This is a genomic window from Ulvibacterium marinum (assembly GCF_003626755.1).
In the GTDB taxonomy this organism is placed as follows: Bacteria; Bacteroidota; Bacteroidia; order Flavobacteriales; family Flavobacteriaceae; genus Ulvibacterium; species Ulvibacterium marinum.
In genome coordinates this window covers 821,306-845,434 of the sequence record NZ_RBCJ01000002.1, presented here as the reverse complement: position 1 = coordinate 845,434, position 24,129 = coordinate 821,306, and the positions used below count along the sequence as shown (strand labels likewise).

Genomic DNA, 24,129 nt, shown 5'->3' with positions numbered 1-24,129 from the left:
CGATTTGGCCTGTTTTCCTAAAGTAAATTAAAAAAACCCCGCAGCGGACGAATCCAACTGCGGGGCTAAACAACTAACCAACCTAAAAACTATTTTTATTGCCTCCTGGAACTTCTGGATTGCGATCTAGTTCCGCTATTCCTTGTACTTCTAGAAGGGGCATTACTTACCTTTTTTCTTGAGTTGCTACGGGTAGCAACATTGCTACTTCTATTTCTTGTCGGTGCCGCTTTCCGTACCGATCTATTTGTTGTTGCCCTTTGTGGGCTTTTATAAGTCTTGGTACTACGCGTTACCGTTCTGCTCCTTGGCGTTTGGGTTACCGTTCTTTTAGTCACTGCATTCCGCTTAGGATTGCGTACCGTTGTAGAACGTTGCGTAACCGTTCTCTGCCTTGCAGGTCTGGTGTCTGCTTTACGGACGTTGCGATTCTCTATTTTTCGAGTTCGATCTACCGCCGTTCTTCGAGTGTTGTTGGAACGTATTGCGGCATCCCTACGTACCGTTCTACCATCGTTTCGGGAAACGTTACCCCTTCTTGTAACACCTCTTTCTGTTCTGACGGTTTCCGCTCTTCTAGTATTGCTTCGGGAAACATTACCTCTCTGCGTTACCGAACGATTGGTTCGTGCCACATTGTTGTTCCTTCGCGTAACACCTCTTTCCGTACGTAGTGCATCGGCTCTCCTGCTATTATTCTGGCGTACAGCTACCCTTCTGTCATTTCTATAGACGCGGGCACGTTCCCTACGGATACGGTTGTATCGATGCTCTCTTCCAATTCTGGCATAGGCCCTACGGTTATTATATCGGTACGGTCTGTACCAGGTGTATCGGATAGGGCTATAAAACCTTCGATACGGTCTATTATATACCAAACAGAATCCTAATGCTGGTCTTACAAAGAACCTATGGAAAGGTCTAAAGATGTAACGTCTGTTATATACATTTATAAAACCGGTATGGTAGGCGTATACACCATTATTATAAAAGACATTCATACCACCTAATCGGGATACAAAACCATTACGATAGTTTACGAAAATGTTGCCGATTTGTGCGACACGTCCATAATGATCATAAAAAACGGGTACGTTCTCTACTTGTATCACTGCACCATAGTCATCATATTGGACGAAAGGATTATAATCGAATCCCGAATTGAATGTAAAATTGGAACGACCGATATTGACATTGGCACCAAAATTAGCGCGGTTATCTATATAAAAATCAAATTCGCCATCCGGATAAACCGAAAATGTAATACCATCCTCTACAAAGATGAAGGAGTTATTGAATCGGTAGGCACTGCTTATGGCAGTGCTATTTTCCGTGCTTACAGCTTGGGTACCCGTGGTTCCCAAGACAAGGGCTGTAAATAAGAGTACTAACTGTTTCATGATATGCGATTTTAAACCTGTCTGCCGACGGGTAGTTCTGGAAGCAACTATTTGCATTCCGCTTAGGAGAAATCAAACAGCGTGCCAAAATACTATGGCTAAGTTTAACTATTTGTTTTTTAATGCTTTATATATTTTAAATTTTTTTAGAGGACAAAAGAAACATATTTTATAAGCCGCAATGCTTTAAATATTACTTTCAACATTCGTACTTACCTTAAGTCAATTTGACTTTATGGATATTGTAGCTAAAATTATATACTACAAGAAAAATTGAAGATAAACAGGTATATTAGTATTCATACCAACTTATTATGAATGTGAATGAGGAAAGACCAATTAAATGAGTGATGCCCTAATAGTTATCCTAGTTTTAGGAATTTACTTTTCCCCAGTCTTTTATCAACTAGTAATTGTAATAGGAGAGAGCAAAAAGGGGAATAAACTACCACTAAGAAGATTCAAAAAGATTTTGAAGTATAGTTTTCTTGTTCTACTTCCTGTTGGAATTGCGTTTATAATTCTTATCAAAGTAAATTTTTTAGATTATGAAGGTCCGATTAACTATGAAAAGGTTGATCAAATTACTTTCGAAAATTTCAGAGGACTTGAATTTTTCAAAAAGTCGTTGTATGGAAATGAAAGATTTGCATATATAGTGACTACGATAGAAAGTGAAATAGAAGAAGATTCGATTTACGTTGAAGCTTTATTTCATCCGTCCAGGTCTTTTGTTTACAATTCACATTCTAACAGTCATGAATTATTGACTCATGAAATTTATCATTTTAAAATCACTGAATTATTTGCGCGAAAAACTAGACAAAAATTAGCTCTTTTAAAAAAGCCAAGTAAAAATGAAATTCATAAAATAATTCTTACTACGTTGCGAGAAGAACGAAAGTTTCAAAAGAAATATGACTACGATACTTTCCATAGTTATGTTTTTAGTAAACAGAAGGAATATGAAAAGACAATAGACAGTTTGTTAAATTTGTTTTCTGAATATAAAAAACCAAAAGTTCCCATCAATGGATAGATTTAAAATTGTCATTTTGACGCTCTTATGCTTAATAATAGTTAGTTGCAAAACTGAGGAACCCAGATTTCCAATGCAGAAAAGGTATTGGGATACCAATGATTATAAGAAAGTTACACTTGAATTGAATTTTGGATATGATGATGATGAAAAGTTACCTTCGTTTAAAGACCCTGAGACCAGAGCAATAGTTGAAAAGCTAACTGATCATCAAAACTATGAAGTAGTCCTTGATGATGAGCAATTGGGATTAAAGCACAGGAATGGAGTTGCGACTGAGTTTTTTAGACATTGGAGGGACATGCAGGACATTTACCAAGCGCGTGATTTACAGGATAAATATTTGTACGATGTAGAATTACTTAGGGTTTGGCAGTTTGGGCTCGGACTACAATTAAAATATTTTAAACTTGGGAATGATAATATCAAAGCAAGTTCTGACGATCCAAATTCTGTCAGAGCACAGAACAATATTAATACAAACATAAGTACTCTTATAAGTAACTTCAATATATATCTTGATGAGATAAACAATGAAAATTCGTTTTCAGAGGAAGGGAAGGAATTACTAGCTGAGGGTATAAACAAGTATTTCACGAGATTGATTGAGTTATATCCAGATGCTAACTTTAATTTACTAGAGAGAAAAATCGATTTATTGAATAAGAAGTGCGAGTCGGAAAAAATAAAGAACTCCTTGTCCAAAATTAAAAGCTTGATTCAATCCATAAGTAAAAAGGACACCCCTTCATAATTTTCCTAACCTAATTTCTCCCTTAAGTACTTCGCGGTATAAGACTTTTTGCTTTGTATCACTTCCTCTGGCGTACCCTGAACCATAAGATTACCACCATTTTCCCCACCTTCAGGTCCTAAGTCAATGATGTAATCGGCACATTTTATGAGTTCAATATTGTGCTCGATGACCACTATGGAATGGCCACGGCTCAGTAGGGCATCAAAAGATTTCAGCAGTTTCTTGATGTCATGGAAGTGAAGTCCGGTTGTGGGTTCATCAAAAATGAACAAAGCCTTGTCCTTCGTGGTTCCTTTTACCAAAAAAGAGGCAAGTTTAATCCGTTGCGCCTCACCACCGGAAAGGGTAGAGGAGGACTGTCCCAAGGTTACATAACCCAGCCCCACATCCTGCAAAGGCTTTAATTTGGTAACGATCTTCGTCTGTTTTCCATGCTCAAAAAAGACAATGGCATCGTCAATGGTCATGTTTAATACATCACTAATGGATGCGTCATTAAACTTTACTTCCAATACTTCTTTTTTGAACCGCTTGCCGCCACAAGTATCGCATTCCAAATGCACATCGGCCATAAATTGCATTTCTACGGTAATCTCACCTTCCCCCTTACATTTTTCGCAACGGCCGCCATCCACATTAAAGGAAAAGTGCTTGGCTTGATATCCGCGAATCTTGCTCAATTTCTGTGTGGCGAACAAAGACCGTATGTCGTCATAAGCTTTGATATAGGTAACCGGATTGGAGCGTGATGATCGACCAATAGGATTCTGGTCTACGAACTCCACATGTTTGATACTTTGATATTTCCCATCGGCCGAGGTAAACTGTCCCGCTTTTTCACCATAACCTCCCACTTTCTTCAAAATAATGGGATAAAGTAGTTTTTTTACTAAAGTACTTTTACCACTACCAGAAACGCCGGTAACCACGGTAAGCATATTTAAAGGAAAGGTAACATCAATATTTTTAAGGTTATTTTCCCGCGCGCCCTTAATTTCAATATGATTTTTTGAGGTCCTCCGTTCTTTGGGTACCGATATTTCTTCGGAACCGTTCAGGTAGCTGGCGGTAAGCGATTGTGATTTCAGTATTTCACTTAAGGGGCCATAGGCTACTACTTCACCGCCGTGAGTGCCTGCCTCTGGACCAATATCGATAACTTCATCGGCAGCTTTCATAATATCCTCATCGTGTTCTACAACGATGACAGTATTGCCCAAATCGCGTAAAGATTTGAGTACTTCAATCAGATTCTCTGTATCCTTGGGATGCAGTCCAATACTGGGCTCATCCAAAATATACATGGATCCTACCAAACTGCTTCCTAACGAAGTGGCCAGGTTGATGCGCTGGCTTTCGCCTCCCGAAAGGGTGTTCGATTTGCGATTGAGTGTTAGATAACTTAAGCCTACCTTCTCCAAAAAACCCAAACGGGTATTGATTTCCTTCAATAAACGGGAAGCAATTTTTTGGTCGTGCTCCGATAATTCCAATCCTTCAAAGAACAGGACCAATTTTTTTATGGAAAGTTCCACGAGGTCGGAAATCGATTTTCCATCTACTTTTACATAATCGGTCTCCTTGCGTAGTCTTTTCCCTTTGCAGCTATTGCATTTGGTCTTACCTCGATAGCGGGAAAGCATTACCCTATTCTGTATTTTATAGCTTTTCTCCTCAAGTTGGCCAAAGAATTTGTTGAGCCCGGTAAAATGTTCGTTCCCGTCCCAGACCAATTGCTTTTGTTCCTCGGACAATTGAAACCAAGGTTTATGAATAGGGAAATCGAATTTATAGGCCGTATTCACCAACTGGTCCCGATACCAACCCATACTCTCTCCGCGCCAGGGGAAGATCGCATTTTCATAAACGGACAGGGAGGTATTGGGAACTACCAAATCTTCGTCTATACCGATTACATCACCATACCCTTCACATTTTGGGCAAGCTCCATATGGATTGTTAAAACTGAACAGATGAACATTAGGTTCCAAGAACTGCATACCATCCAGTTCAAAGGTATTACTGAACTTTACTTGTCCTCCAGTGGCGAGTTCCTCAATGATGCATTCACCCTTGCCTTCAAAAAATGCCGTATCCACCGCATTGGCTAATCGATTATAAAAATCTTCATCATTTTTGGTGATAATACGATCCACTACCAAATGGAATTCCCGACCAATATCGTTGGGTGCGTTATCAATGCGTATGACCTCTCCCTTATGTTTTATCCTGGCATACCCCTGTTTGGAAAAAAGTTGAAGCGATTTTATGGGATTTCTATCAGGTTTAATTTGTACAGGGGCCAATAGCAAAAGTTTTTCACCTTCGGCATACCCTTTTATATGTTGTATGACGTCCGTAACCGTATTTTTTTTGACCTGCTTCCCAGAAATTGGTGATATGGTCTTTCCAATACGGGCATATAACAACTTAAGATAATCGTAAATTTCGGTAGTGGTGCCAACGGTAGACCTGGGATTGGTTGAGTTCACTTTTTGTTCTATGGCAATCGCTGGGGCTATCCCTTTGATATAATCCACTTTAGGCTTGTCCAATTTTCCTAAAAACTGGCGTGCATAGGAAGAAAGACTTTCCACATATCTTCGCTGGCCTTCAGCATACAATGTATCAAAGGCCAAACTCGACTTCCCGGAACCGGAAAGGCCGGTGATTACAACTAGCTTGTTTCTAGGGATTACAACGTCTATATTCTTCAAATTGTGCAACTTGGCACCTTTGATAATGATGTTTTCCTTGGGGTTGCTATCTAAAAGAGTTGCCATATTTATTTTTAGGGCCATAAAGATAAGACATGCATTTTTCAATCACCAATATTGTATACTTTGCATCAAAAATTGTGTGTATGACGGCACATTTTTTTTCCGGTCACTTAATTTTTTCTATATTTGAACTCAACAAAATGTTAAAACGCCTATAGCAACAACACTACTTTTTTAGAATTAGAATAATAACCCACAAGGCCTTTTCCCCAAATAGGCCGCTAATTTTAACTAAATAAAAGTAGTCGTTATGGAACATCAAGTTGAAGACTCCCTACTCATTAAAAGATACATTGACGGAGACGAAAGAGCTCTAGCTGCACTAATTGGCCGTCACAACCAGCGCATTAGTAGTTTTATATACTCCAAGGTGAACGATAGGGAAGTGACCGAGGATATTTTTCAGGATACCTTTATGAAAGTGATCAGAACTTTAAAGAGAGGTGCCTATAGTGAAGAAGGCAAATTTTTGCCCTGGGTAATGCGCATATCGCACAACCTCATCATCGACTATTTTAGAAAGAACAGAAGGTTGCCTATGTTCGAAGGGGCCGATACTTTCAATATTTTCTCTGTAATCGGTGACGAAAAACTAAATATTGAGAAACAGATTATTAAGGACCAGATTGATAGCGATCTTACCTTGCTTATAGAAGAACTTCCCAATGAACAGAAAGAGGTATTGCTGATGCGTATATATAAGGACATGAGTTTTAAGGAAATATCGGAAAATACCGGGGTAAGCATTAATACCGCTTTAGGCCGTATGCGTTACGCCCTCATCAACCTGAGGAAGCTGATAGACCAGAATAACATTGTTTTAACGAATTAATAGGCCATAGGTCGAGCGTATTGACTATATTTATTTCCGTCGCGTTATCTATTGAAACAAACGGAAAATAACATGGAAAAACTTTACGCAAAAGACCATAACAAGTGTAAACTTGTTAAAGCCAAACCGGAAACAGTGGAATTCTTATTAAATTATTCCAAATCGTTGAAAATAACAAAGGCAAAAGGAATATCGTTCGAAAGTAACATGAACTAAGAGTAAAATAAACAAACATATAAAACCTCCAAGGACTTTTTACCTTGGGGGTTTTTCTTTTGGTACTGTTCCTAAACTCCCCATTACCCTTGTTATCCCTTCAGGAAACTTATAGCACCGCTCCCAGTGTGTTTTGATCGTGCAACTGTTAATATTTGGTTTTATTGTGGCCAAAACCAAAAAAATGCGATTTCACATCAAAAAGAGCGTGTTTGACAACATAGTTTTTTCCTCTCTAGCCGATTTATCTAGTTTTAGGTCATAATTAAAAACAAGAATCGAAAACACTCAAATTAATTAATCTAACAACTTAAAAGCTTACCACTCGGAAGCCCCTAATCTTAACCAAAAAATCAATCTTTATGGAACTACAAATAGAAGATTCAGTACTAGTAAGAGATTATATAAGCGGAGATGAGAAATCTTTGGAAATATTGATCAACCGTCACAACCAACGCGTTACCAGTTTTATCTACTCAAAAGTGCTGGACCGGGACATTACCGAGGATATTTTCCAGGATACCTTTATAAAAGTTATCAAGACCCTTAAAAAAGGGACGTATAGTGAGGAAGGCAAATTTTTGCCCTGGGTAATGCGCATAGCCCATAACCTTATAATTGATCACTTCAGGAAGAATAAAAGAATGCCCATGTTCGAAGGGAGTGACGACTTCAACATTTTTTCTGTAATAGGGGACAACAAACTAAATGCAGAAAAGCAAATTATACAAGATCAAATTACATCGGACCTAAGACATCTTATAGAGGAATTGCCAGATGACCAAAAGGAAGTTTTAATCATGCGCATCTATAAGGATATGAGTTTTAAGGAAATATCCGAAAACACAGGTGTGAGTATAAACACTGCATTGGGAAGAATGCGCTATGCATTGATAAACCTTCGAAAAATTATAGATAAGCACAACATTGTTCTCACTAATCAATAGACTTAGGACAGCTTAAACAATATTTCCATTTTAGTTGCGTTATTTATGATAACAATACATCTAATATGGAAAAAATCTACTCTAAACACGAAAAAGACTATCGCATTGTTGAGGCTTGTGCGGAAACGGTAAAGTTTTTACTCGATTATTCCAAGGCCCTACATGTAGTAAAGCACAAAGAACTGACGTTCGAAAACATTCTAAACTAGATAAAGGCCCGCTACTTGCGGGTCTTTTTGGTTTTATAGTATTCCTCCAAAACCTTTTTTCTTCCGATTGTTCTGGTTATAATATCCTTTTCCAGATTCCAACCTCGGGCCGGAGAATAGTCACGACCATACCAAATAATCTGCAAGTGCAAATTGTTCCACAATTCTTTGGGAAACAATCTTTTAGCATCCTTTTCTGTTTGAACCACATTCTTTCCATTGGAAAATCCCCACCGGTACATGAGCCTGTGAATATGCGTATCAACAGGAAAAGCCGGTATGCCAAAAGCTTGGGATACTACTACGCTTGCCGTTTTATGCCCCACCGAGGGAAGCTCTTCCAAAAGGTCGATGTCTTTTGGAACCTGTCCCTGATATTTATCGATTAAAATTTGGGAAAGCCCATATATACCTTTGGATTTCATAGGTGAAAGCCCTACGGGCTTTATGATTTCGCGGATTTCCTCTACGGTCAATTTTACCATATCGTAAGGATTGTCTGCCCTTTCGAACAACAAAGGTGTAATTTTGTTTACTCGTACATCCGTACTTTGAGCTGACAGCAAAACCGCTATTAATAGGGTATAGGGATCTTTATGTTCCAAAGGAACCGGTATTGTAGGATATAGCTCCTTAAGTTTGTTTATAGCGAAATTTACTTTTTCCGTTTTCGTCATTTTTTTGTTTAACTTTGTTTAAAAATATTTAAACATAAATACATTATTTACTAGATGAACACATTACAAGTAGGGGAAAAAGTTCCCTCTTTCGAAGCAAAAGATCAAGATGGCAATACTATTAATTTATCCGATTACAAGGGAAAAAAACTTATTGTTTTTTTCTATCCTAGGGCCAATACCCCGGGTTGTACGGCAGAAGCCTGTAATTTGAGGGACAACTATGCCGAGCTACAGGCCCAAGGATATGAACTTTTGGGGGTGAGCGAGGATTCACAGAGGAAACAATCCAATTTCAAGAAAAAATTCGACTTCCCTTTTCCCTTATTGGCAGACGAAGATCACACCGTTATCAATACTTTTGGGGTTTGGGGCCCTAAAAAGTTTATGGGCCGCGAATTCGACGGTATACACCGGAAAACCTTTGTAATCAATGAGGAGGGAAGCATTTCAAGGGTCATAGACAAGGTGAAGACAAAGGATCATGCGGCCCAGCTACTGGACGGCTGATACTTCTAGAGACTTAAAGCCCTTCTTCAAGGGCTTTTTTGTTGCTCATATGAAGTGTAAGCATCAAAATATTGACCTAAAACAAATGCCCTTTAGTTTTCTGCTTTCGGATACTTTTCCGATTATATTTTTTTCAAAACCGGAGGACTAAGATCCCGGTTTGAGTTGTGGGGAAAGAAAATTACATTCTTTTCTAAGCTGAAAGGAATTTTGTTATTCAAAAGCCTTTGTTATGTTTTGGCTTCTTCTTTTTGTTTTACCATTTTGCGGGTAAACAAATTTTTCTCCTTAATGGTCTCGGCAATTCCTTCGGGCAGCATATCCTCCCAACCTTCTTCGTTGTTGATCAGTTTTTTTAGGACATCCCTGGAGAAAATATGCATGATTTCCGGGTCATAGTCAATAATGTCCATAACCTTCCCATTATACTTGAAGAATTTGTACAACTCTTTCATTCTTGGGTGTACCTTGATGTTGTTACTGGTCATAATCTGCCCAGTTTCGGCGTTCTTCATGGGATAAAGATAGACCTGCAGTTCTTTGAAGAATAGCTTTCCAAAAGCTTCCAAAATACCACCACTCAAATGTCTATAATATTTTTCATCAAAAATATCCACTAGGTTATTTACACCCATTGTTAAACCAATATGTGCTTTGGTATAACTGTTAAGGTATTCCACTAGACGGTAGTACTCCTGAAATTTGGATATCATTACGGTATGTCCCAAAGAACATAACAACTCGGCGCGATCCATAAAATCCTGTTCATCAATTTCCCCCGACGCCTTAAGGTTGGAAAGTGTAATCTCGAATATTACGATGGCTTTATCAACGTCTACTGCTGGATCCCTAACAAAGATATCATAGGATTTTTCAAACATATCCATGTTTACCTTGGTCACAGGCCGGAAACTTCCTCGTAACGCCAAAATATTCTTTTTATAAAGGATTGCGGCGGGAAGAAGGTTGTTGCCGTCGGGTCCGAACATTACGGCATCCGTCATATCGTTACGTATGAGCTGTAAACTCATGAGCCTGTTGTCTACGCCCTTAAAACTAGGACCTGAAAAGTTTACCATATCAATTTCAATGGTATCCTGATCAATATGATCGTACAAATATTTTAGAAGTTTCCTTGGTTTATGGTATTTGTAGAATGCCCCATAAATGAGGTTAACTCCAACTATGCCCAAGGTCTCCTGTTGCAATCGCGCCTCATTTTGCTTAAAGCGTATGTGCAGGATTATCTCATCAAATTCCTTTTGGTTTGGATCTAATTGAAATCGGATACCTACCCAGCCATGCCCCTTATAGCGTTTTGAAAAATCTATTGTGGCAACAGTATTGGCGTATGAGAAAAACAAACGTTCCGGGTGGGTATCACGGCTAATTCGCTCCTCCATAAGTCGCATCTCATGCGAAAGCATCTTTTTAAGCCTTGATTGGGTCACATACCTACCATCCTTTTCATCTCCATAAATGGCATCGCTAAAATCCTTGTCGTAGGCACTCATGGCCTTGGCAATGGTGCCTGAGGCTCCCCCTGATCTGAAAAAGTGCCGTGCGGTCTCCTGGCCCGCACCTATCTCGGCAAAGGTTCCGTAAATATCCGGATTCAAATTGATTCTAAGGGTTTTGGCCTTTATGGAAGGTATATTCTCAAATGCGGTGTCCCGTTTTAGAACTGATGCCATTTTAAGGATTTTGCTTTAAACAAAGTTAAAAAGAATGGGTAATCTAATAAATAAATAAGTTATAAATTTGAAATAAATAGACCAAGGGTTGAGAATTACGTTTTTAGGCACGGGAACATCGCAGGGAATCCCGGTAATCGGGAGTAATCATCCGGTCTGTCTTAGCGAAGATCACAAGGACAAGAGACTGCGAGTCTCAGTGCTTTTATCTTGGAGCGATTATAGTTTTGTTATAGATTGCGGCCCTGATTTTAGGCAGCAGATGCTCACCCATGAAGTTTCCAAACTGGATGGTATTCTTTTTACCCATGAACATGCGGACCACACGGCCGGCATAGATGATATACGGCCTTTTTTCTTTAGACAGGGCGATATCCCTATCTATGCCCACGAACGGGTAATAGCATCCCTGAAGCAACGCTTTGATTATATTTTTGCGGATGCCAACAGATACCCTGGTGCTCCAGCGGTTGAAGTTAACCTTGTAGAAAAAGATAAACCCTTTAAAATTGGTGATACTATGGTTATGCCCATTGAGGCGCAACACAATAGGCTATCTGTATTGGGGTATCGGATACATGATTTTACCTATTTAACCGATGTTAAGACCATTGCCGATGATGAGTTGGAAAAAATAAAGGGATCCCAAGTTTTGGTGGTGAACGCCCTAAGGGAAGAACCCCATCATTCCCATTTCAACTTACGGGAAGCTATTTCTTTTTCGGAAAAGGTGGGTGCCCCAAAGACGTATTTTACCCACATAAGTCATTTATTGGGTTTTCATAAAGATGTGGAAAAAAAATTACCAAAAGGTGTACTTTTGGCCTATGACAATTTGGTGGTAAACCTTTAATCCTAAAGATGAAAAATAAAATCTTTCTTTACTTATTTGTTTTTATGGCCCTAATCGGCCTGTATCTTTTTGTAAGTAGCGGAAATATGCAAAAGGCCAAGGATACCCAAATTGAAAAGTTGGAGACAGAGACCGCACGGCTCCAGGATTCCCTTCAGAAATTGAATATTAAAATTTTTGATGTACAACATTTTTCCTTGGAAAACAATGATTATGCCTTGGAGTACTATGATCATTTAAATCTCGTAAATCCGGAACGCTATATTGCCGATAAGTTATTGGAGACCAATGAAAGAAAAGGTGATAATCCGCTGATACCCTATGAAGGTATGGAGGGCGATTTCAAAATCAACAAAATCAATGTATTGAACCATCGTTGGATTTTGGCGGAGTTTACCGATGGCAAACATTGGGGCGAAATAATTCTGGAGTATGAACTAAAGGATGATCTGGGAATAGACTTCACGCTATCCAATCACTTGTTGTACTCAAGTACTTTTTAGATACGTTCACCCAACCATTTCCTGAATGAATGAAAATTTTGGGGAGACACCCCATGACCCACGGGAAATTCTTCATACATATGTTCTATCTCAAGGTTCTCCAAAAACCCTGGTACTTTTTGGGCCCATTCCGGCGGAATTACTTGATCTACTTGTCCGTGGGATGCATAAATTTTTAGGTGATTAAATTTCTTGTTTTCATGCCCCTTTGCCAAAATATTTTGGTTGATATACCCGCTAAGGGCAACTACATTCTTTATCCGCTCGGGATAGGAGAGGGCAACGGCATAGCTAAGGATAGTACCTTGGCTAAAACCCAATAAACTTATATTGTCCGCATCCAGATGATACGTTTTGCAGGCTTCGTCAATGAAATACAGAATTTTTTCCCGGGAAGACCTGGCTTGGTCATCATCGCTCCATTTCCCTTGTTCCGCATCAAAATTAATAGCGTACCAGGCAAAACCAAAGGGTTGTAGGGCATATGGAGCCCTAACTGATATAACGCATAACTCTTTGGGAAGTTCCGATGCAAAGGAAAACAGGTCTTCTTCATTGCTGCCATAGCCATGGAACATGAAAAGTACAGGAGGCATACCTTCCGTTATGGAAGAAGGTTTAATAAGATGTTCCAATGATAATGGGGCCGTTGTCATCTAGGGAATAAAAGTAAACCATTTTTGAAAATAAAGACCAAGGACCGGTATCGTTTTTTCCTCTCCTTTTAAGGCACCTAAAAAACCATAAAACCAAAGTGCAAGATAAAAGATGTAGAGCCCATACCAGGCATAAGGGTTGAACCAAACACTCAGAAAAAGGGCAAAGCCTAAAAAGCACAAATGGAGACCAAAGGCCTGTTTGGTATGGAACCTGGCAAAACTATTTTTAGGTTCTGCGTTCATGGTAATGGCGATCAAAGCCCCCACCATGGTTAAGTAGGCTATGATGGCCGTGGTCTTTCCTTCGTTTGTTTCTTTCACTTTACAACGAATTAGTTCTAAAAAATAAGACCCTATGGGCCTTATGCATGTAAAAAAATCAGAAATTGGACTATCCTATTTTCCCGATTATGGGAACAGGCTCTTCCTTTAAATTAATGGCATTTATTAGCCCAAGTATCCATAGGACCAAAACGCCTAGTCCAATTATGGTAGAAACAATGGACAGGGAAGAAGGCAGCATAGTGCTTAGAACAGAGTTGGCGATTCCCAAAACCGCAATTCGAAATGATTGCCCAATATGAAATTTAGCAAAGGGATTATTCTTGGAATTGTTCATAATAAATGCGATTATCAATCCGATAATGGTGATGTAGGCAATTATGGCAATTGTTTTTCCGTCTTCTTTTGTTTGTTGATTCATCTTTTAAAAATTAAGGTTGCTGGTTTAGTAATCTAAAGTTAGTTAAAATATCAATTGTCCATTGTTGATGATACCATAAACCTTGCCTTTTAACTCACTGTTCAAAAAGATACTGTTTTTGGAAGTAGAGTTTATATGTTCCTGCGCAAAAATGTAGGTTTCATCCGGATCGAACAAAGAGATCGAAGCCATTGCACCTTCTTTTATTTCCGGTTTTTCAAGAGCATAATATTCTCTTCCACGGGTCAATATATCGACCGTTGCCTCGGCTCCAAAAATTGAATTTAAGGCCCCAAAGGCACTTTCCAGGCCAATGGTGCCATAGGCGGCATGGTCAAACTCTACTTTTTTCCGCTCTATATTCATGGGCATATGATCTGTGACCACAAAATCTATAGTCCCATCCTTAACCCCTTTGATCAGTGCCCTGATATCCTTTTCGTTGCGAAGTGGAGGAGTGGTCTTATAATCGGAATCAAAATCTTTCAATGTATCATCGGTATGCCAAAGATTGTGAACGGCAGTACTGCAGCTCACGTTTAGCCCCTTTCTTTTTGCATCCGAAATCAGTTTTACCGAATTGGCAGTCGAAATGGTAGGGATATGCAATCTTCCCCCCGTATATTCCAATATAAAAAGATCCCGTACAATCTGAAGCTCTTCGGCAAGGGATGGAATTCCTTTAAGCCCCAATTTGGTAGATACTTCACCCTCATTTACATTCCCTTTCCCAGCGATTTGAGTATCCAATGGAAAAGAATATACTAACCCATCAAAACCTTGAACATACTGGAGCGCAATTTTTAGAAGATTGCCATTGGATAGCGGCTTTTTAAAATCATAGAACCCTATGGCCCCTGCATTTTTCATATCATAAAGCTCCGCTAGATCCCTTCCTTCGCTTTTTACGGTCAAAGACCCCAATGGATGTAGGTTGGTAGCCCTCCCTTTACCTGCATTTTTTAGAAATGCAATATCAGGGCTACCATCCGGTACCGGATTTGTACCCGTATTTAGGACTACATCGGTAAACCCGCTCTTAGCGGCAGTGGAAAGACCATTGGCAATGGTTTCCCTTTCCTCAAATCCCGGTTCCCCAAAATTCACTGCACCATCAAACCAACCTGGAGAAACATGTAGGTTTCTTTTAGCTATTGTCGTTATCTTGTTTTCTGCATCTATTTTGACCGCTATTTTTTCAATTTTACCGTCTTTTATTAGGATATCCCTCTTTTTTGTATGAAGACCTGGGTTGCTGGGATCCAGTATTTTAACGGACTTTAAAAGTATATTCATGGGAAGTATTTTTGGATGAGTATTTCAACCAATAAAAATAGCAGTGCTAAAATAACAAACCATTTCCAAAGCTCCTTTACACTACTGTCTTTTTCCATTGCATCAAAGAACGAGCTTATGGAAGATGCATTTGAGCTTTCGCTCAAGACATTTACGTCTAAATAATTTAGTGCACTTTCTGCCCTGGGGTAGTTAAAACTGATATTTTTTATGATCTCACCATTTTTATGGATACGATAGACTCCATCTGTATTGGGATTTTCTTGAAATGTTAAGGAGACCTTATTGGCCGATGATTTTTGGAGGGGAATAAATTCGTAATTATCCTTGGCTACCTTTAGGATTTCGTCTTTTTGCAGGGCTGTGGAAACATCAACCTGAATCTGCCCGTCCATCCACATATAGAGTTCGGGCAGTTTTAGACTATTACTACCCATATTATAAAAAGTAGGCACTATTAAAGGAGAATTCTTAAAATTTGAGTTTTCCGAAGAAATCGAAGCCGTAAAAAAGTATGTCCCATTGCTACCCAGTAAAAAAGGGGTATTGCCTTCAAAGCCAAGAACAGCTGGAGCAAATGTGTTTATCTTATAAAAAGAACTTACTTGGGGATATTGAAAATTGGTGGCATCCTTTTCAAACACGTTTTGGTACAACGGGTGGGAAAAAGCAATGGTGGTAATGTTCCGTGTTAAATTGATTTTCTGATCATAATTCGTGGAAAAATAATTGGAGGACAATGCATTGTAGGAGGCTATATCCATATCTGCGGTCGGAATTATGGTCAGCCATCCTCCATTGTCCGTAAATGAGCGTAAACTGGTGGACAAGGCAGATGGAATCTCTTTTATTTCATTGAGGACGATTAAGTTTTGATTTTCCAAAATTCCATAATCCAAGGTCCGCAATGTGGCGGAAGTAAAAAGAAACTCATCTTCCCTATAAATGCGTCCCAAATACTGACTGTCTTCAGGACCTATGGCGAGAACCTTTATTTTTTCTTTTTCATCAATGTTAAAAAAAAGCTGGTTGTCATAGACAAGGCCAGTATCCATAATTTCCAACCTACCCTGGATTATTTCATCTTTTCCCAAAGTGAAATTAACGGTTGCCTTGCCATTGTCATCAAATATAGCTGCTGTCTTAGCTACAAGGTCTTCCCCATTTGTAAAGGAAACCGGGATATCTTTGGTTTCCTTATCCGCGCTCAGCGTTGCGGCCAACTCCAAATTCTCCGACCCCTGATTTACTAGATAAACCGAATCTAGGGATACATTTTTGGAATTGTCCGGAGACATTTGTACCCAATGTGTTCTAGCATCACGGAGAGAATCCTTTTGGGGCAATGCCATTCTTTGTTGAAAATCCGATATGAGAATTATATTTTGAATGGTTTCACCGTCTGTGTTGAAAAAAGTTCCCACCTTTAGTAAAATTTCATCCAATTGCAACTGATTTTTCGAGTAGGGGAGGGTCAATAAGTCATTTTGAATACCGGAAATTGTAACACCCTCAAATATCCTTTCATTGGTGAAAAGTGTAAAATTATGGCTTTCGGGGATGGATTTGATCAATTCCTGAACAGCATTGTTTAGTAACGAATTCCCATCCTTTTTGGCTTGCATACTAAAGGAGTTATCCAAATAAATAACGATCTCCTTTTTTTGGAATGCGGTTCTTTCCGCAAAAAAGGGTTGTGCAAATGCCAAAACCAAGGCAGCAAAAAGAAACAATCGGGTAAGGAGGAGCAACCATTTCTTTAGCGTTTTGCTCTTGCGGGATTTCGCTACAACCCGTTGCAAAAGTTTTACGTTGGTAAATGGCGTTTTCTTAAACCTACGTAGCTGAAAAAGATGGATGAAAATCGGAATCAGTAGTAAAAATAGGGCCCAAAGGAGTTCTGGATACTTAAACTGCATTCCTTAATTTGATTGGGCAAATATAAGGAATTCCAAGATTGAAAGTTGAAAGTTTAAGGTATATTTAAATTTTGTTCAATTACTTGTGGCATAAAGGGATAACCCTCCTTCGGTTCGCTTTGAACCATTCCTAACAAAAGAAGAAGTAATCCTTTCCGCTTTTTTGTCTCAATTCCAAAAAGTAATCTCGAATCATTTTTTGCGCTTTTTCATTGGCCACCGTAACAATGCTCTGGGGATTTTTCAAACCTTGCAATGCAGTGTAATGTAACATTTCCATTCCGTAGATCGATTTTCCTATTTTTTTTGGATTGTCACAGAGCCAGAAAAACGCAATGTTTCGTTTTAAAAGGCCTTTGGCTATTTCCTTGCCCTTGTTCCCTGCACCCCAAATGGTCAAGGGGCGTTTGGTGTCATATTCCAATTTTAGGAAATAGTGTAATTTAATTTCCAGAAAGTAATTCTGGGCATAGTGCTCGCTGGTTCTTGAAGTGCGGGTGTCATAGTCACGCCAATAATGCAAAATCTGATTGCAGGGAATACAGCTAAGTTCTTTTTCATAAAACCGGAAGGTAAGGTCATAATCCTCCGGATATCGGTTTGGATCAAAAGCACCACAGGCATCCAAATCCTCACGATATGCCATCCAGCAAGGGGAGGGAACCACGCATTCCTTATAGATTTCGGAATAGTTACTTCCGCTTAGGGTTAGCCCGTTAAGCCATTGTTCATAGCGCTCGTACCCATTGCTAATGCCTCTGTTCGAAAAATAACGTACTTGCCCAACGGCCAAATGACCTTTTCCCTTTTTCAAAAGGGATTGTACAAGTACTTGTAGTTTGTTGGGACTCATAACATCATCAGAGTCCATACGGGTTATGAAGATACCTTGACTTTCTGCATAGGCCGTCCGTAAAGCATCTATGATACCTTTACCCTCATTCTTAAAAACGCTGATTCGCGAATCCTTTTCTACAAAAGTATTAACCACCTCCCAACTATCATCTGTGGAATGGTCGTTTATGGCCAAAACCTCCCATTGGGTATATTCCTGGTTCAAAATTGAATCCAGGCATTCGGGAAGAAAACGGGCCGTGTCTTTAAAGGGAATGAGTATGCTTACCAAAGGATCCTGCATGAGATGCAATTTATACAAAATCCGTGGTATCCAATCGTAACAACTATGGGAACGGAAGTAGGTCGGGTTCTATAAATTGAACCTTTGCTGTCTTGGATGTGAAGATATCACGACTATAATGTGTACGTAGTAACTCCTTAAAAGCCGTTTTTAATCTTGGAAATTCTTGAATGAAAGATTTGAAATCCTTGGACTTTGATTTACCAACAAAATGATCAACTACTTTAATCGCGGCAATGGTAACCGTTTTGTTGAATTTATCACCTCTACCGTGCAATTTATCAAACTGTTCTATTTCACGACTTATCTTAGCGGCTGCCTTTTCCTCTCCGTAGTTTTTTATATAGATCCAGGCCAACCTTAAATGTGCCTCATGGGTAAATAGGGAAGGAGGGAGGCTCCCTTCTTCAAATCTATTTTCGAACATCACATCATTAACCTGAAAATGGTTTACTAAGGGTTCGCTATGCTGGTAATTTGGTCTTGTACAGGACATGTTAAAGATTTTTTTATGGATTTTTAAGTCCAATACTTTGTATTAAGGAATTACGCCCATCATGATTTTTCAGGACATAGTGCATTCTAGCTATTTGATCATTAGTAAAGATATTCATCACTTCATCATCGGTATAGTTCATATAGTTCCCAATCATTACGGTTTCCCCGTTACAACCAGTAGAAGGTGTACGGCCATAAATGGCATCGTCTACCGCGGGGGTATCATCACAATAGTCATTGAAAGTACAATCCTTGCCGCCCCAAGTGTGCAACAACCCTAAGTAATGACCCATTTCGTGGGTCAAGGTTCTACCATATTTTGCATGGCAATCGATATCGGACTCTCCAAAGTGAATCCAATTGACCAATATACCCTCGGAATCTTTGGGGCCTGGCAATGCCAAATATTGAGTTCCGGGAAGATCCGTTTCCGGTCCTGTGGCATTGCCTAAAACCAGACACTCCGTGGATTCGGGTAATGGAGTGGTCCAAATATTGATATATTCACTTGGATTCCAGTAAGCATATTGTGCATAATGGTTTTGATTATACCCCAAATCGGGAATTTTCACTTTAGTGGTATCAATCCGGTTTATGCCATTAGTTGACTTACCATCCGGGGTTTGTTTCGCCAAAACAAATTCAATTTTTGCATCCTCCCCATCTGGATGATCATTATAACCCTTGGTTCCTTCCTTTCTTCTAAAATCTTCGTTCAGTATTTCTATCTGTTTGATAATACGTTCCTTGGAAAGGTTGGGCCCTGTTCCAGCACTTTCACCCGAATGGATCACATGCACCACCACAGGAAGAAATACGATATCATCTCCGGGCTCGGGCGTTACTGGAGTTGTTGTGCTATCTTTAGTACAGGAGGAAATCAAAATCCAGATGCAAAGAGCTATTTGCACCTGGATTTTTCCGTTCGTTCGTGGCGTCATGCCCTATCTAACTTGTCTTATTAACATCTTTAAATCGTACCATGTCCCAGACTTTTGTCGATGCCCCGGGATAGAACCCAGTTTCATGGGTATAGCCCTTGGGATTTTTAAAGGTTCCAAAGATGATGTCGAACAGAGGAATGTCGGAATAGTTATAGGCATGTATCCCCTTGGCATGGTGTACCGTGTGTGCTTCCGGCCTTTGGATGATATATCCCAGCCAGGCTGGGGTCTTAACATTGCTGTGTTGAAAAATACCTAAGAAAGTAGTGGTCAAGATAAACAATGTAGTCGCTTCAGGTGTAAAACCGGCCACTACCACTAAGCAGAGACTACCCAAAAAGGTAAAACCGATCATGTCCATAGGACTAAAATAAAATGCACCGTAACTATCCATTCGCTCCGCGCTATGATGCATTTGGTGAAATATCTTCCAAAGCGCAGTATTCTTGTGCATGCTCCTGTGCCAAACGTATAGGCCAAATTCATAGATCATAACACCCACGAACGCTCCCCAAACCGTACCTAGAGCGGTGAGGTCAAAAACCTGATATTCTACTAAATAGGTATCCCAGATCAATGGTAGGTACGAGGACAGATAGAAAAACACAGCAAAGGATGTTAGGCCCCTTAGCTTCCAATACTTCATTTGAGGCAACTTTCTAGCGGGTAAAATTGCTTCCCATAGCATTAAAGCACCATACATGCCCAATACAATAAGTGAAATGGGATCGATTAAAATTTCCCATGGCGTCGGCATGTTCTGTAAAATAGTTTCCATTTTTTGTTTTTATTAGGTTTACACTACCTAAGGCAAAAGTTCACGACTTACAATGTAAGTTCTCCTTGTAAGTTTCTTAAATGGTCCAATTATGGGTGGATTCCGGGACATAGCTGCAAAAGGTGCCAGTCTTTATGGAATTTGAAAGATGTTTTCCCAGTTGAGGATTGGCTTTTTCAATTTTTTTGATCGTAGTGCGAATCCGCCAGGTAACCGCAGATCTTGCCTTTTCCAGGGAAGACCCGGTTTTTCTTGCTCGACCTCCCATGCCCATGGCTTTTGACAAATAGGCCAATAGCGATTCATATTCCTCGCGAAGCTCGTTATATACGATACCATCCCCAACATCTTCCGCTTCTTCCATTTGTGATTGCAAATTCCGTATACGTTTTTTATAATCGCCAATTGCCTTGGTGTCCAATGTCTTATTACCGGGACTATCTAAGATGATTCCCATTAATTCCGAACAATGAATCTGCTTCTCCGGGTATTGCAGAAGTTTTGCAATATCATGAAGCCCCTTGGCATCCTTAACGATAACTGATTGGTTCGCATATTCCAGGTTCCATAGCTCACCGTTACGTATAAAACTTCCGGAAGCAATTTTCTGAGACGATTGAGATTTTAGGGGAGCAAGGGCATTTTTATCCATATAACTCCAGAAAGGCTCCAAATTAGACTTTGCCTTATATGGATTAACGGTTATCTGCCAATCCAGAGCTTCCTTGTCCGTGGCATTTTTACCCGCGTTGATGTTTTTCGCAAAGAGTGTTAGATATTTCTGCCAATACTGCTGCATTTTATCCCATTCCGAAAGGTGATAATAGGCTGCTGCCATAAAAGCCGAAAAATCTGTCCAAACTGAAGCGTCCTTTACCTTTTCCCCCAATACTATGGACTTTCTAAAATCACCCAATTCAAAATAGATGAAGGAGCCATAAGGGAGATATACCTCGGGGTGTAACGGGTTCAAGGTTTTTGCCCTTAGATACAGTTGTTCGCCCTCCTTTGCATAGCCCAAATAGACAAGATAAAAGGCAATTTGGATAAGGTTATCGGCATCATTGGGGTTCATTCTTAGGGATTTTCTCAGAAAAAGTTCGGATTTGTCATAATCCCCTAAATACAGATAGGTCCTAGCCAGAACGGCAAGGGATACGTAGTCGTTTTCATCCAGTTCAATGGCTCTAAGGGCAAATTCATGTGCCCCTTTTTGACTTACTTCCCACCGATCCCACAGTTGGCAGCTCCATTCGTTAAAATAGGACAGTGAAATTCCGGAATAGGCACGGGCAAATCCAGGATCTATACGTAATGCCGCCTCAAAATGTTCTCGGGCCGCCGCGTCACTTTCAACGGTACCTTTTTTTAAAAGATGCTTGCCCAAAAGCCAATTTTCATATGCTGCCAGATCTACGGAAGGTTTTTTATACGAATAGGAAAGCAGATCATGGTCTATCTGGCGTTGTAGCACACTTACCATTTGTTGGGTTATGGCGTCCTGAGTGTTTAAAATAGCCTCCAAGGTCTCATCATGATTACTGGCAAAAACCACTTTGTCGTCCCGTGTACGGATGAGCTGTACCCCAATACGGAAGTTATCACCAAGGGCCCTAAAAGTACCTGTTATAATGTAATCCGCTCCTAACCGAGATATGGCCCCCGTATCCGCAGCATCTGCTATGTGTTGTGTTGAGTATTGAGAGATGACCGAAAGGCCAATAAACTTTGAAAAATTGATGATAAGATCCTCGGTAAATCCATTAATAATAGGACTCATACGCATAGTGTCCCCTAAAAATCGAAAGGGCAATACGGCAATTGTGGTCTCTTTGTGGCCTATTAGTTCCACTATATTCGCTTAATTTATTAGAATTCAGGTCCCTTGCAAATTTAAAGATACAAAATGATATGCTTTTGGATAATTTATTGAAGGTTTGGGTTGAGATACCATACGGTCCACTTGGTTGCCTCCAATTTGATATTTTCTTGTTTTCCATCTTTATTTTTGTATCCCCATAGGCCTGTAATTAGATGGGTTATACTCCTAAAAGGAATGTAAATAATAAAGGATATAAATCTTTAAAGAACGGAAAAAGGTTTTTATATTTGCACCCTCCTTCGCGCCGCTGAGGCGGTGCTTCGGAGGGCACGGCCCTCTCAGGTAGGAGATAACATACTGGAGGAATGGCAGACCACGTTCTCGAATGCGGCAAATGTAGGGCGGATGTATTTTGTTTATGCATTGTGGAGCGAGCGTTACGACAAGATTTACGTCGGGCTTTCAAATGACCCGGATAGGAGATTGAGGGAGCACAATGCCGGGAAGAGTGGTTTTACGAAGAGATATGTGCCGTGGCAGCGGTTTTATTTGGAACGGGCCGAGAATGTAACGGAAGCCCGGAAAAAGGAAAAATATTATAAATCAGGTTGGGGCCGAAAAAGGCTCAAATCTATTTTGGAGGAATGGCAGAGTGGTCGAATGCGGCAGTCTTGAAAACTGTTGAGGGTCACACCTCCGGGGGTTCGAATCCCTCTTCCTCCGCAATCAAGCGCAACTTTGTTGTAGCTTAAAAAGAAAATCCCGCCAAGTCTACTTGGATGGGATTTTTTCTTTTAAGATGTTAATTCCAAAGGAATTAAAAGTTGCATTTGCAGCATAGGAGGTCAAGGGAACACAAAGTGAATCCCTCTTCCTCCGCATACTAAAGCCCGATTTCGGTTAAGAAATCGGGCTTTTTGATTTTGCAATACTCCCATACCTATATTGCAAAACAACTTAAATTAAAGAAATGTCCTAAACCCTATAAACAGTTTAGCTTTACTATTGTATACTGAATGTTGGGAAAATACTAATTCAATACATTATATCGACGTTTTTTGTCTTGATCAGAACTTAAGGGTTGCCCCGATCTCGTGGGTCCCTTCCTCCGATACGTTTATGGCCCCGGAATTGGTCTCGTAGGCGTAGCCAATTTCCAGCCATTCCTGGACGGTCAGGTACAATAGCCCTCCAAAGGCCCTATTTACCCTGTAGTTGGCGCCCACCTCTATGGTATTTAAAATTTTAAAGGCTGCCGTTACATCGGTAATGGTTTCCTCATTGGAAAAGCGCAACAAGGTGGACGGGGTAAATACGACATTGTCGCTGATCGCAAAGTGGTAACCCCCGCTCAGATAGAATTGCGGTCGGCTACGGGCCACGGTCAGCACCCCGCTCTCATCATCGATGCGGTCCGAGGCCAATATCCTGGGGGAGGAAAGGGACACGAAATAATCCATACCTTTTAGATATACCCCGGCACCCACGTTCGGATTAAAGTCGTTTACGTTCTGTGCGAACACGGGATCGATGGCCTGATCCAGGCTATTGAAATCGATATTGACGAAGGTACCTCCCGCCTGTACCCCAAAATGAAGCCAAGTCCAGCGATCAAGCTGTACCCCATAGGCAAAGCTGGCGAACAAGGAGGTGGTACTCTCTATGAACACCTTGTCCGAGACAACTGTGGCTCCGATACCGATACGATCGTTTACCGGGACCCCGAAGTAGAGGCCCAGTGTCTCGGGCGCTTGTTCGATGCCCGAGAACTGGTTCCTGAAGTTGGACCTGAACTCCATCCTCTCGTTGAGCCCAAAGGCCGCCGGGTTGAAAAAGTTGGTATTGTACCTGTACAACGTATACAGGGGTTCCTGCTGTGCACTTGCCGAGAAGTTGACTAGTATCAAGAACAGAAATGGAAGAATTAATATATGTATGTTTTTCATGATTGTTTT

General features: G+C 40.2%; 24 protein-coding genes and 1 tRNA gene. 10 read left to right on the top strand and 15 right to left on the bottom strand.

Annotated features, from left to right (window positions below; translation table 11 throughout):
* Positions 1–95: 95 nt before the first annotated feature.
* Positions 96–1,400, bottom strand: coding sequence for a hypothetical protein (locus D7Z94_RS10865; RefSeq protein ID WP_120712024.1), 1,305 nt, complete (start codon positions 1,398–1,400; stop codon positions 96–98).
* A 343-nt stretch (positions 1,401–1,743) separates the two neighbouring features.
* On the opposite strand from D7Z94_RS10865, the gene D7Z94_RS10860 reads away from it, so the two are divergent.
* Together D7Z94_RS10860 and D7Z94_RS10855 are read left to right on the top strand one after the other, a co-directional pair.
* Positions 1,744–2,439 (top strand): hypothetical protein, encoded by a 696-nt coding sequence (locus D7Z94_RS10860; protein ID WP_120711574.1) that lies wholly within the window; start codon positions 1,744–1,746, stop codon positions 2,437–2,439.
* On the top strand, positions 2,432–3,193 hold the full coding sequence (locus tag D7Z94_RS10855) for a hypothetical protein (protein ID WP_120711573.1): 762 nt from the start codon (positions 2,432–2,434) through the stop codon (positions 3,191–3,193). The genes D7Z94_RS10860 and D7Z94_RS10855 overlap by 8 nt, the downstream gene beginning before the upstream one ends.
* Positions 3,194–3,198: 5 nt before the next feature.
* Here the strand turns inward: D7Z94_RS10855 and uvrA are convergent, their stop codons facing one another.
* Positions 3,199–5,979: an excinuclease ABC subunit UvrA gene (gene uvrA / locus D7Z94_RS10850; protein ID WP_120712023.1), complete on the bottom strand. Its 2,781-nt coding sequence runs from the start codon at positions 5,977–5,979 to the stop codon at positions 3,199–3,201.
* A gap of 247 nt (positions 5,980–6,226) precedes the next feature.
* Here uvrA and D7Z94_RS10845 point away from each other — a divergent pair, with 247 nt between their 5' ends.
* From D7Z94_RS10845 to D7Z94_RS25765, 3 genes are all read left to right on the top strand, one after another.
* Complete coding sequence (locus D7Z94_RS10845) at positions 6,227–6,808, top strand: sigma-70 family RNA polymerase sigma factor (RefSeq protein ID WP_120711572.1); 582 nt, start codon at positions 6,227–6,229, stop codon at positions 6,806–6,808.
* Positions 6,809–7,386: 578 nt separating this feature from the next.
* Positions 7,387–7,971, top strand: coding sequence for an RNA polymerase sigma factor (locus D7Z94_RS10840; RefSeq protein WP_120711571.1), 585 nt, complete (start codon positions 7,387–7,389; stop codon positions 7,969–7,971).
* A gap of 65 nt (positions 7,972–8,036) precedes the next feature.
* Entirely contained in the window at positions 8,037–8,180 is a 144-nt protein-coding gene (locus D7Z94_RS25765; protein ID WP_170158839.1) for a hypothetical protein, read from the top strand.
* An 11-nt stretch (positions 8,181–8,191) separates the two neighbouring features.
* Here the strand turns inward: D7Z94_RS25765 and D7Z94_RS10835 are convergent, their stop codons facing one another.
* Positions 8,192–8,857, bottom strand: a complete 666-nt coding sequence (locus D7Z94_RS10835; protein WP_120711570.1) for an endonuclease III domain-containing protein — start codon at positions 8,855–8,857, stop codon at positions 8,192–8,194.
* A 54-nt stretch (positions 8,858–8,911) separates the two neighbouring features.
* Between D7Z94_RS10835 and bcp the strand changes: the two genes are divergently transcribed.
* Positions 8,912–9,367: a thioredoxin-dependent thiol peroxidase gene (bcp, locus tag D7Z94_RS10830; protein ID WP_120711569.1), complete on the top strand. Its 456-nt coding sequence runs from the start codon at positions 8,912–8,914 to the stop codon at positions 9,365–9,367.
* A gap of 230 nt (positions 9,368–9,597) precedes the next feature.
* Here the strand turns inward: bcp and D7Z94_RS10825 are convergent, their stop codons facing one another.
* Positions 9,598–11,061 carry a TonB-dependent receptor gene (locus D7Z94_RS10825; protein WP_120711568.1) on the bottom strand — a complete coding sequence of 488 codons (1,464 nt, stop codon included), beginning with the start codon at positions 11,059–11,061 and terminating at the stop codon, positions 9,598–9,600.
* An 88-nt stretch (positions 11,062–11,149) separates the two neighbouring features.
* Between D7Z94_RS10825 and D7Z94_RS10820 the strand changes: the two genes are divergently transcribed.
* A complete protein-coding gene (locus tag D7Z94_RS10820) occupies positions 11,150–11,914 on the top strand; it encodes an MBL fold metallo-hydrolase (RefSeq protein WP_120711567.1) in 765 nt (254 codons plus the stop codon).
* Between the two features lie 8 nt (positions 11,915–11,922).
* On the top strand, positions 11,923–12,417 hold the full coding sequence (locus D7Z94_RS10815; RefSeq protein WP_120711566.1) for a hydrolase: 495 nt from the start codon (positions 11,923–11,925) through the stop codon (positions 12,415–12,417).
* On the opposite strand, the gene D7Z94_RS10810 is transcribed toward D7Z94_RS10815, so the two are convergent.
* The 10 genes from D7Z94_RS10810 to D7Z94_RS10765 form a co-directional block, all read right to left on the bottom strand.
* A complete protein-coding gene (locus tag D7Z94_RS10810) occupies positions 12,414–13,073 on the bottom strand; it encodes an alpha/beta hydrolase (RefSeq protein WP_120711565.1) in 660 nt (219 codons plus the stop codon). The two genes, D7Z94_RS10815 and D7Z94_RS10810, sit on opposite strands and share 4 nt — an antisense overlap.
* Complete coding sequence (locus D7Z94_RS10805; protein ID WP_317125774.1) at positions 13,074–13,397, bottom strand: hypothetical protein; 324 nt, start codon at positions 13,395–13,397, stop codon at positions 13,074–13,076.
* 70 nt (positions 13,398–13,467) lie between these two features.
* Complete coding sequence (locus tag D7Z94_RS10800) at positions 13,468–13,779, bottom strand: hypothetical protein (RefSeq protein ID WP_120711564.1); 312 nt, start codon at positions 13,777–13,779, stop codon at positions 13,468–13,470.
* Positions 13,780–13,821: 42 nt separating this feature from the next.
* Positions 13,822–15,075: a dihydroorotase gene (locus D7Z94_RS10795; protein WP_120711563.1), complete on the bottom strand. Its 1,254-nt coding sequence runs from the start codon at positions 15,073–15,075 to the stop codon at positions 13,822–13,824.
* Positions 15,072–16,994 carry a BatA domain-containing protein gene (locus D7Z94_RS10790; RefSeq protein WP_120711562.1) on the bottom strand — a complete coding sequence of 641 codons (1,923 nt, stop codon included), beginning with the start codon at positions 16,992–16,994 and terminating at the stop codon, positions 15,072–15,074. The genes D7Z94_RS10795 and D7Z94_RS10790 overlap by 4 nt, the downstream gene beginning before the upstream one ends.
* A gap of 130 nt (positions 16,995–17,124) precedes the next feature.
* The gene (locus D7Z94_RS10785; RefSeq protein WP_120711561.1) at positions 17,125–18,132 is read right to left on the bottom strand and encodes a glycosyltransferase; all 1,008 of its coding nucleotides are present in this window, start codon (positions 18,130–18,132) and stop codon (positions 17,125–17,127) included.
* Positions 18,133–18,175: 43 nt separating this feature from the next.
* Positions 18,176–18,628: a hypothetical protein gene (locus D7Z94_RS10780; RefSeq protein WP_211341776.1), complete on the bottom strand. Its 453-nt coding sequence runs from the start codon at positions 18,626–18,628 to the stop codon at positions 18,176–18,178.
* Between the two features lie 13 nt (positions 18,629–18,641).
* Entirely contained in the window at positions 18,642–19,571 is a 930-nt protein-coding gene (locus D7Z94_RS10775) for a M43 family zinc metalloprotease (protein ID WP_120711560.1), read from the bottom strand.
* A gap of 7 nt (positions 19,572–19,578) precedes the next feature.
* Positions 19,579–20,352 carry a sterol desaturase family protein gene (locus D7Z94_RS10770; protein WP_245967180.1) on the bottom strand — a complete coding sequence of 258 codons (774 nt, stop codon included), beginning with the start codon at positions 20,350–20,352 and terminating at the stop codon, positions 19,579–19,581.
* A 76-nt stretch (positions 20,353–20,428) separates the two neighbouring features.
* Positions 20,429–22,204 carry a tetratricopeptide repeat protein gene (locus tag D7Z94_RS10765; RefSeq protein WP_147415875.1) on the bottom strand — a complete coding sequence of 592 codons (1,776 nt, stop codon included), beginning with the start codon at positions 22,202–22,204 and terminating at the stop codon, positions 20,429–20,431.
* A gap of 375 nt (positions 22,205–22,579) precedes the next feature.
* Between D7Z94_RS10765 and D7Z94_RS10760 the strand changes: the two genes are divergently transcribed.
* Complete coding sequence (locus D7Z94_RS10760) at positions 22,580–22,849, top strand: GIY-YIG nuclease family protein (RefSeq protein ID WP_120712019.1); 270 nt, start codon at positions 22,580–22,582, stop codon at positions 22,847–22,849.
* Positions 22,813–22,897 (top strand) — tRNA-Ser (locus tag D7Z94_RS10755). Before D7Z94_RS10760 ends, D7Z94_RS10755 begins: the two co-directional genes overlap by 37 nt.
* A 344-nt stretch (positions 22,898–23,241) precedes the next feature.
* Here the strand turns inward: D7Z94_RS10755 and D7Z94_RS10750 are convergent.
* Positions 23,242–24,120, bottom strand: a complete 879-nt coding sequence (locus D7Z94_RS10750) for a PorP/SprF family type IX secretion system membrane protein (protein ID WP_120711558.1) — start codon at positions 24,118–24,120, stop codon at positions 23,242–23,244.
* Positions 24,121–24,129: the final 9 nt, after the last annotated feature.

Excerpts from the sequence above, each read along its gene's own strand:
- D7Z94_RS10835 (WP_120711570.1), bottom strand. The coding sequence starts at position 8,857 with ATGACGAAAACGGAAAAAGTAAATTTCGCTATAAACAAACTTAAGGAG.
- D7Z94_RS10860 (WP_120711574.1), top strand. The coding sequence starts at position 1,744 with ATGAGTGATGCCCTAATAGTTATCCTAGTTTTAGGAATTTACTTTTCC.
- D7Z94_RS10815 (WP_120711566.1), top strand. The coding sequence starts at position 11,923 with ATGAAAAATAAAATCTTTCTTTACTTATTTGTTTTTATGGCCCTAATC.
- D7Z94_RS10795 (WP_120711563.1), bottom strand. The coding sequence starts at position 15,075 with ATGAATATACTTTTAAAGTCCGTTAAAATACTGGATCCCAGCAACCCA.
- D7Z94_RS10775 (WP_120711560.1), bottom strand. The coding sequence starts at position 19,571 with ATGACGCCACGAACGAACGGAAAAATCCAGGTGCAAATAGCTCTTTGC.
- D7Z94_RS10750 (WP_120711558.1), bottom strand. The coding sequence starts at position 24,120 with ATGAAAAACATACATATATTAATTCTTCCATTTCTGTTCTTGATACTA.
- D7Z94_RS10855 (WP_120711573.1), top strand. The coding sequence starts at position 2,432 with ATGGATAGATTTAAAATTGTCATTTTGACGCTCTTATGCTTAATAATA.
- D7Z94_RS10760 (WP_120712019.1), top strand. The coding sequence starts at position 22,580 with ATGTATTTTGTTTATGCATTGTGGAGCGAGCGTTACGACAAGATTTAC.
- uvrA (WP_120712023.1), bottom strand. The coding sequence starts at position 5,979 with ATGGCAACTCTTTTAGATAGCAACCCCAAGGAAAACATCATTATCAAA.
- D7Z94_RS10840 (WP_120711571.1), top strand. The coding sequence starts at position 7,387 with ATGGAACTACAAATAGAAGATTCAGTACTAGTAAGAGATTATATAAGC.
- D7Z94_RS10780 (WP_211341776.1), bottom strand. The coding sequence starts at position 18,628 with ATGTCCTGTACAAGACCAAATTACCAGCATAGCGAACCCTTAGTAAAC.
- D7Z94_RS10865 (WP_120712024.1), bottom strand. The coding sequence starts at position 1,400 with ATGAAACAGTTAGTACTCTTATTTACAGCCCTTGTCTTGGGAACCACG.
- D7Z94_RS10810 (WP_120711565.1), bottom strand. The coding sequence starts at position 13,073 with ATGACAACGGCCCCATTATCATTGGAACATCTTATTAAACCTTCTTCC.
- D7Z94_RS25765 (WP_170158839.1), top strand. The coding sequence starts at position 8,037 with ATGGAAAAAATCTACTCTAAACACGAAAAAGACTATCGCATTGTTGAG.
- D7Z94_RS10845 (WP_120711572.1), top strand. The coding sequence starts at position 6,227 with ATGGAACATCAAGTTGAAGACTCCCTACTCATTAAAAGATACATTGAC.
- D7Z94_RS10790 (WP_120711562.1), bottom strand. The coding sequence starts at position 16,994 with ATGCAGTTTAAGTATCCAGAACTCCTTTGGGCCCTATTTTTACTACTG.
- D7Z94_RS10770 (WP_245967180.1), bottom strand. The coding sequence starts at position 20,352 with ATGGAAACTATTTTACAGAACATGCCGACGCCATGGGAAATTTTAATC.
- D7Z94_RS10800 (WP_120711564.1), bottom strand. The coding sequence starts at position 13,779 with ATGAATCAACAAACAAAAGAAGACGGAAAAACAATTGCCATAATTGCC.
- D7Z94_RS10825 (WP_120711568.1), bottom strand. The coding sequence starts at position 11,061 with ATGGCATCAGTTCTAAAACGGGACACCGCATTTGAGAATATACCTTCC.
- bcp (WP_120711569.1), top strand. The coding sequence starts at position 8,912 with ATGAACACATTACAAGTAGGGGAAAAAGTTCCCTCTTTCGAAGCAAAA.
- D7Z94_RS10785 (WP_120711561.1), bottom strand. The coding sequence starts at position 18,132 with ATGCAGGATCCTTTGGTAAGCATACTCATTCCCTTTAAAGACACGGCC.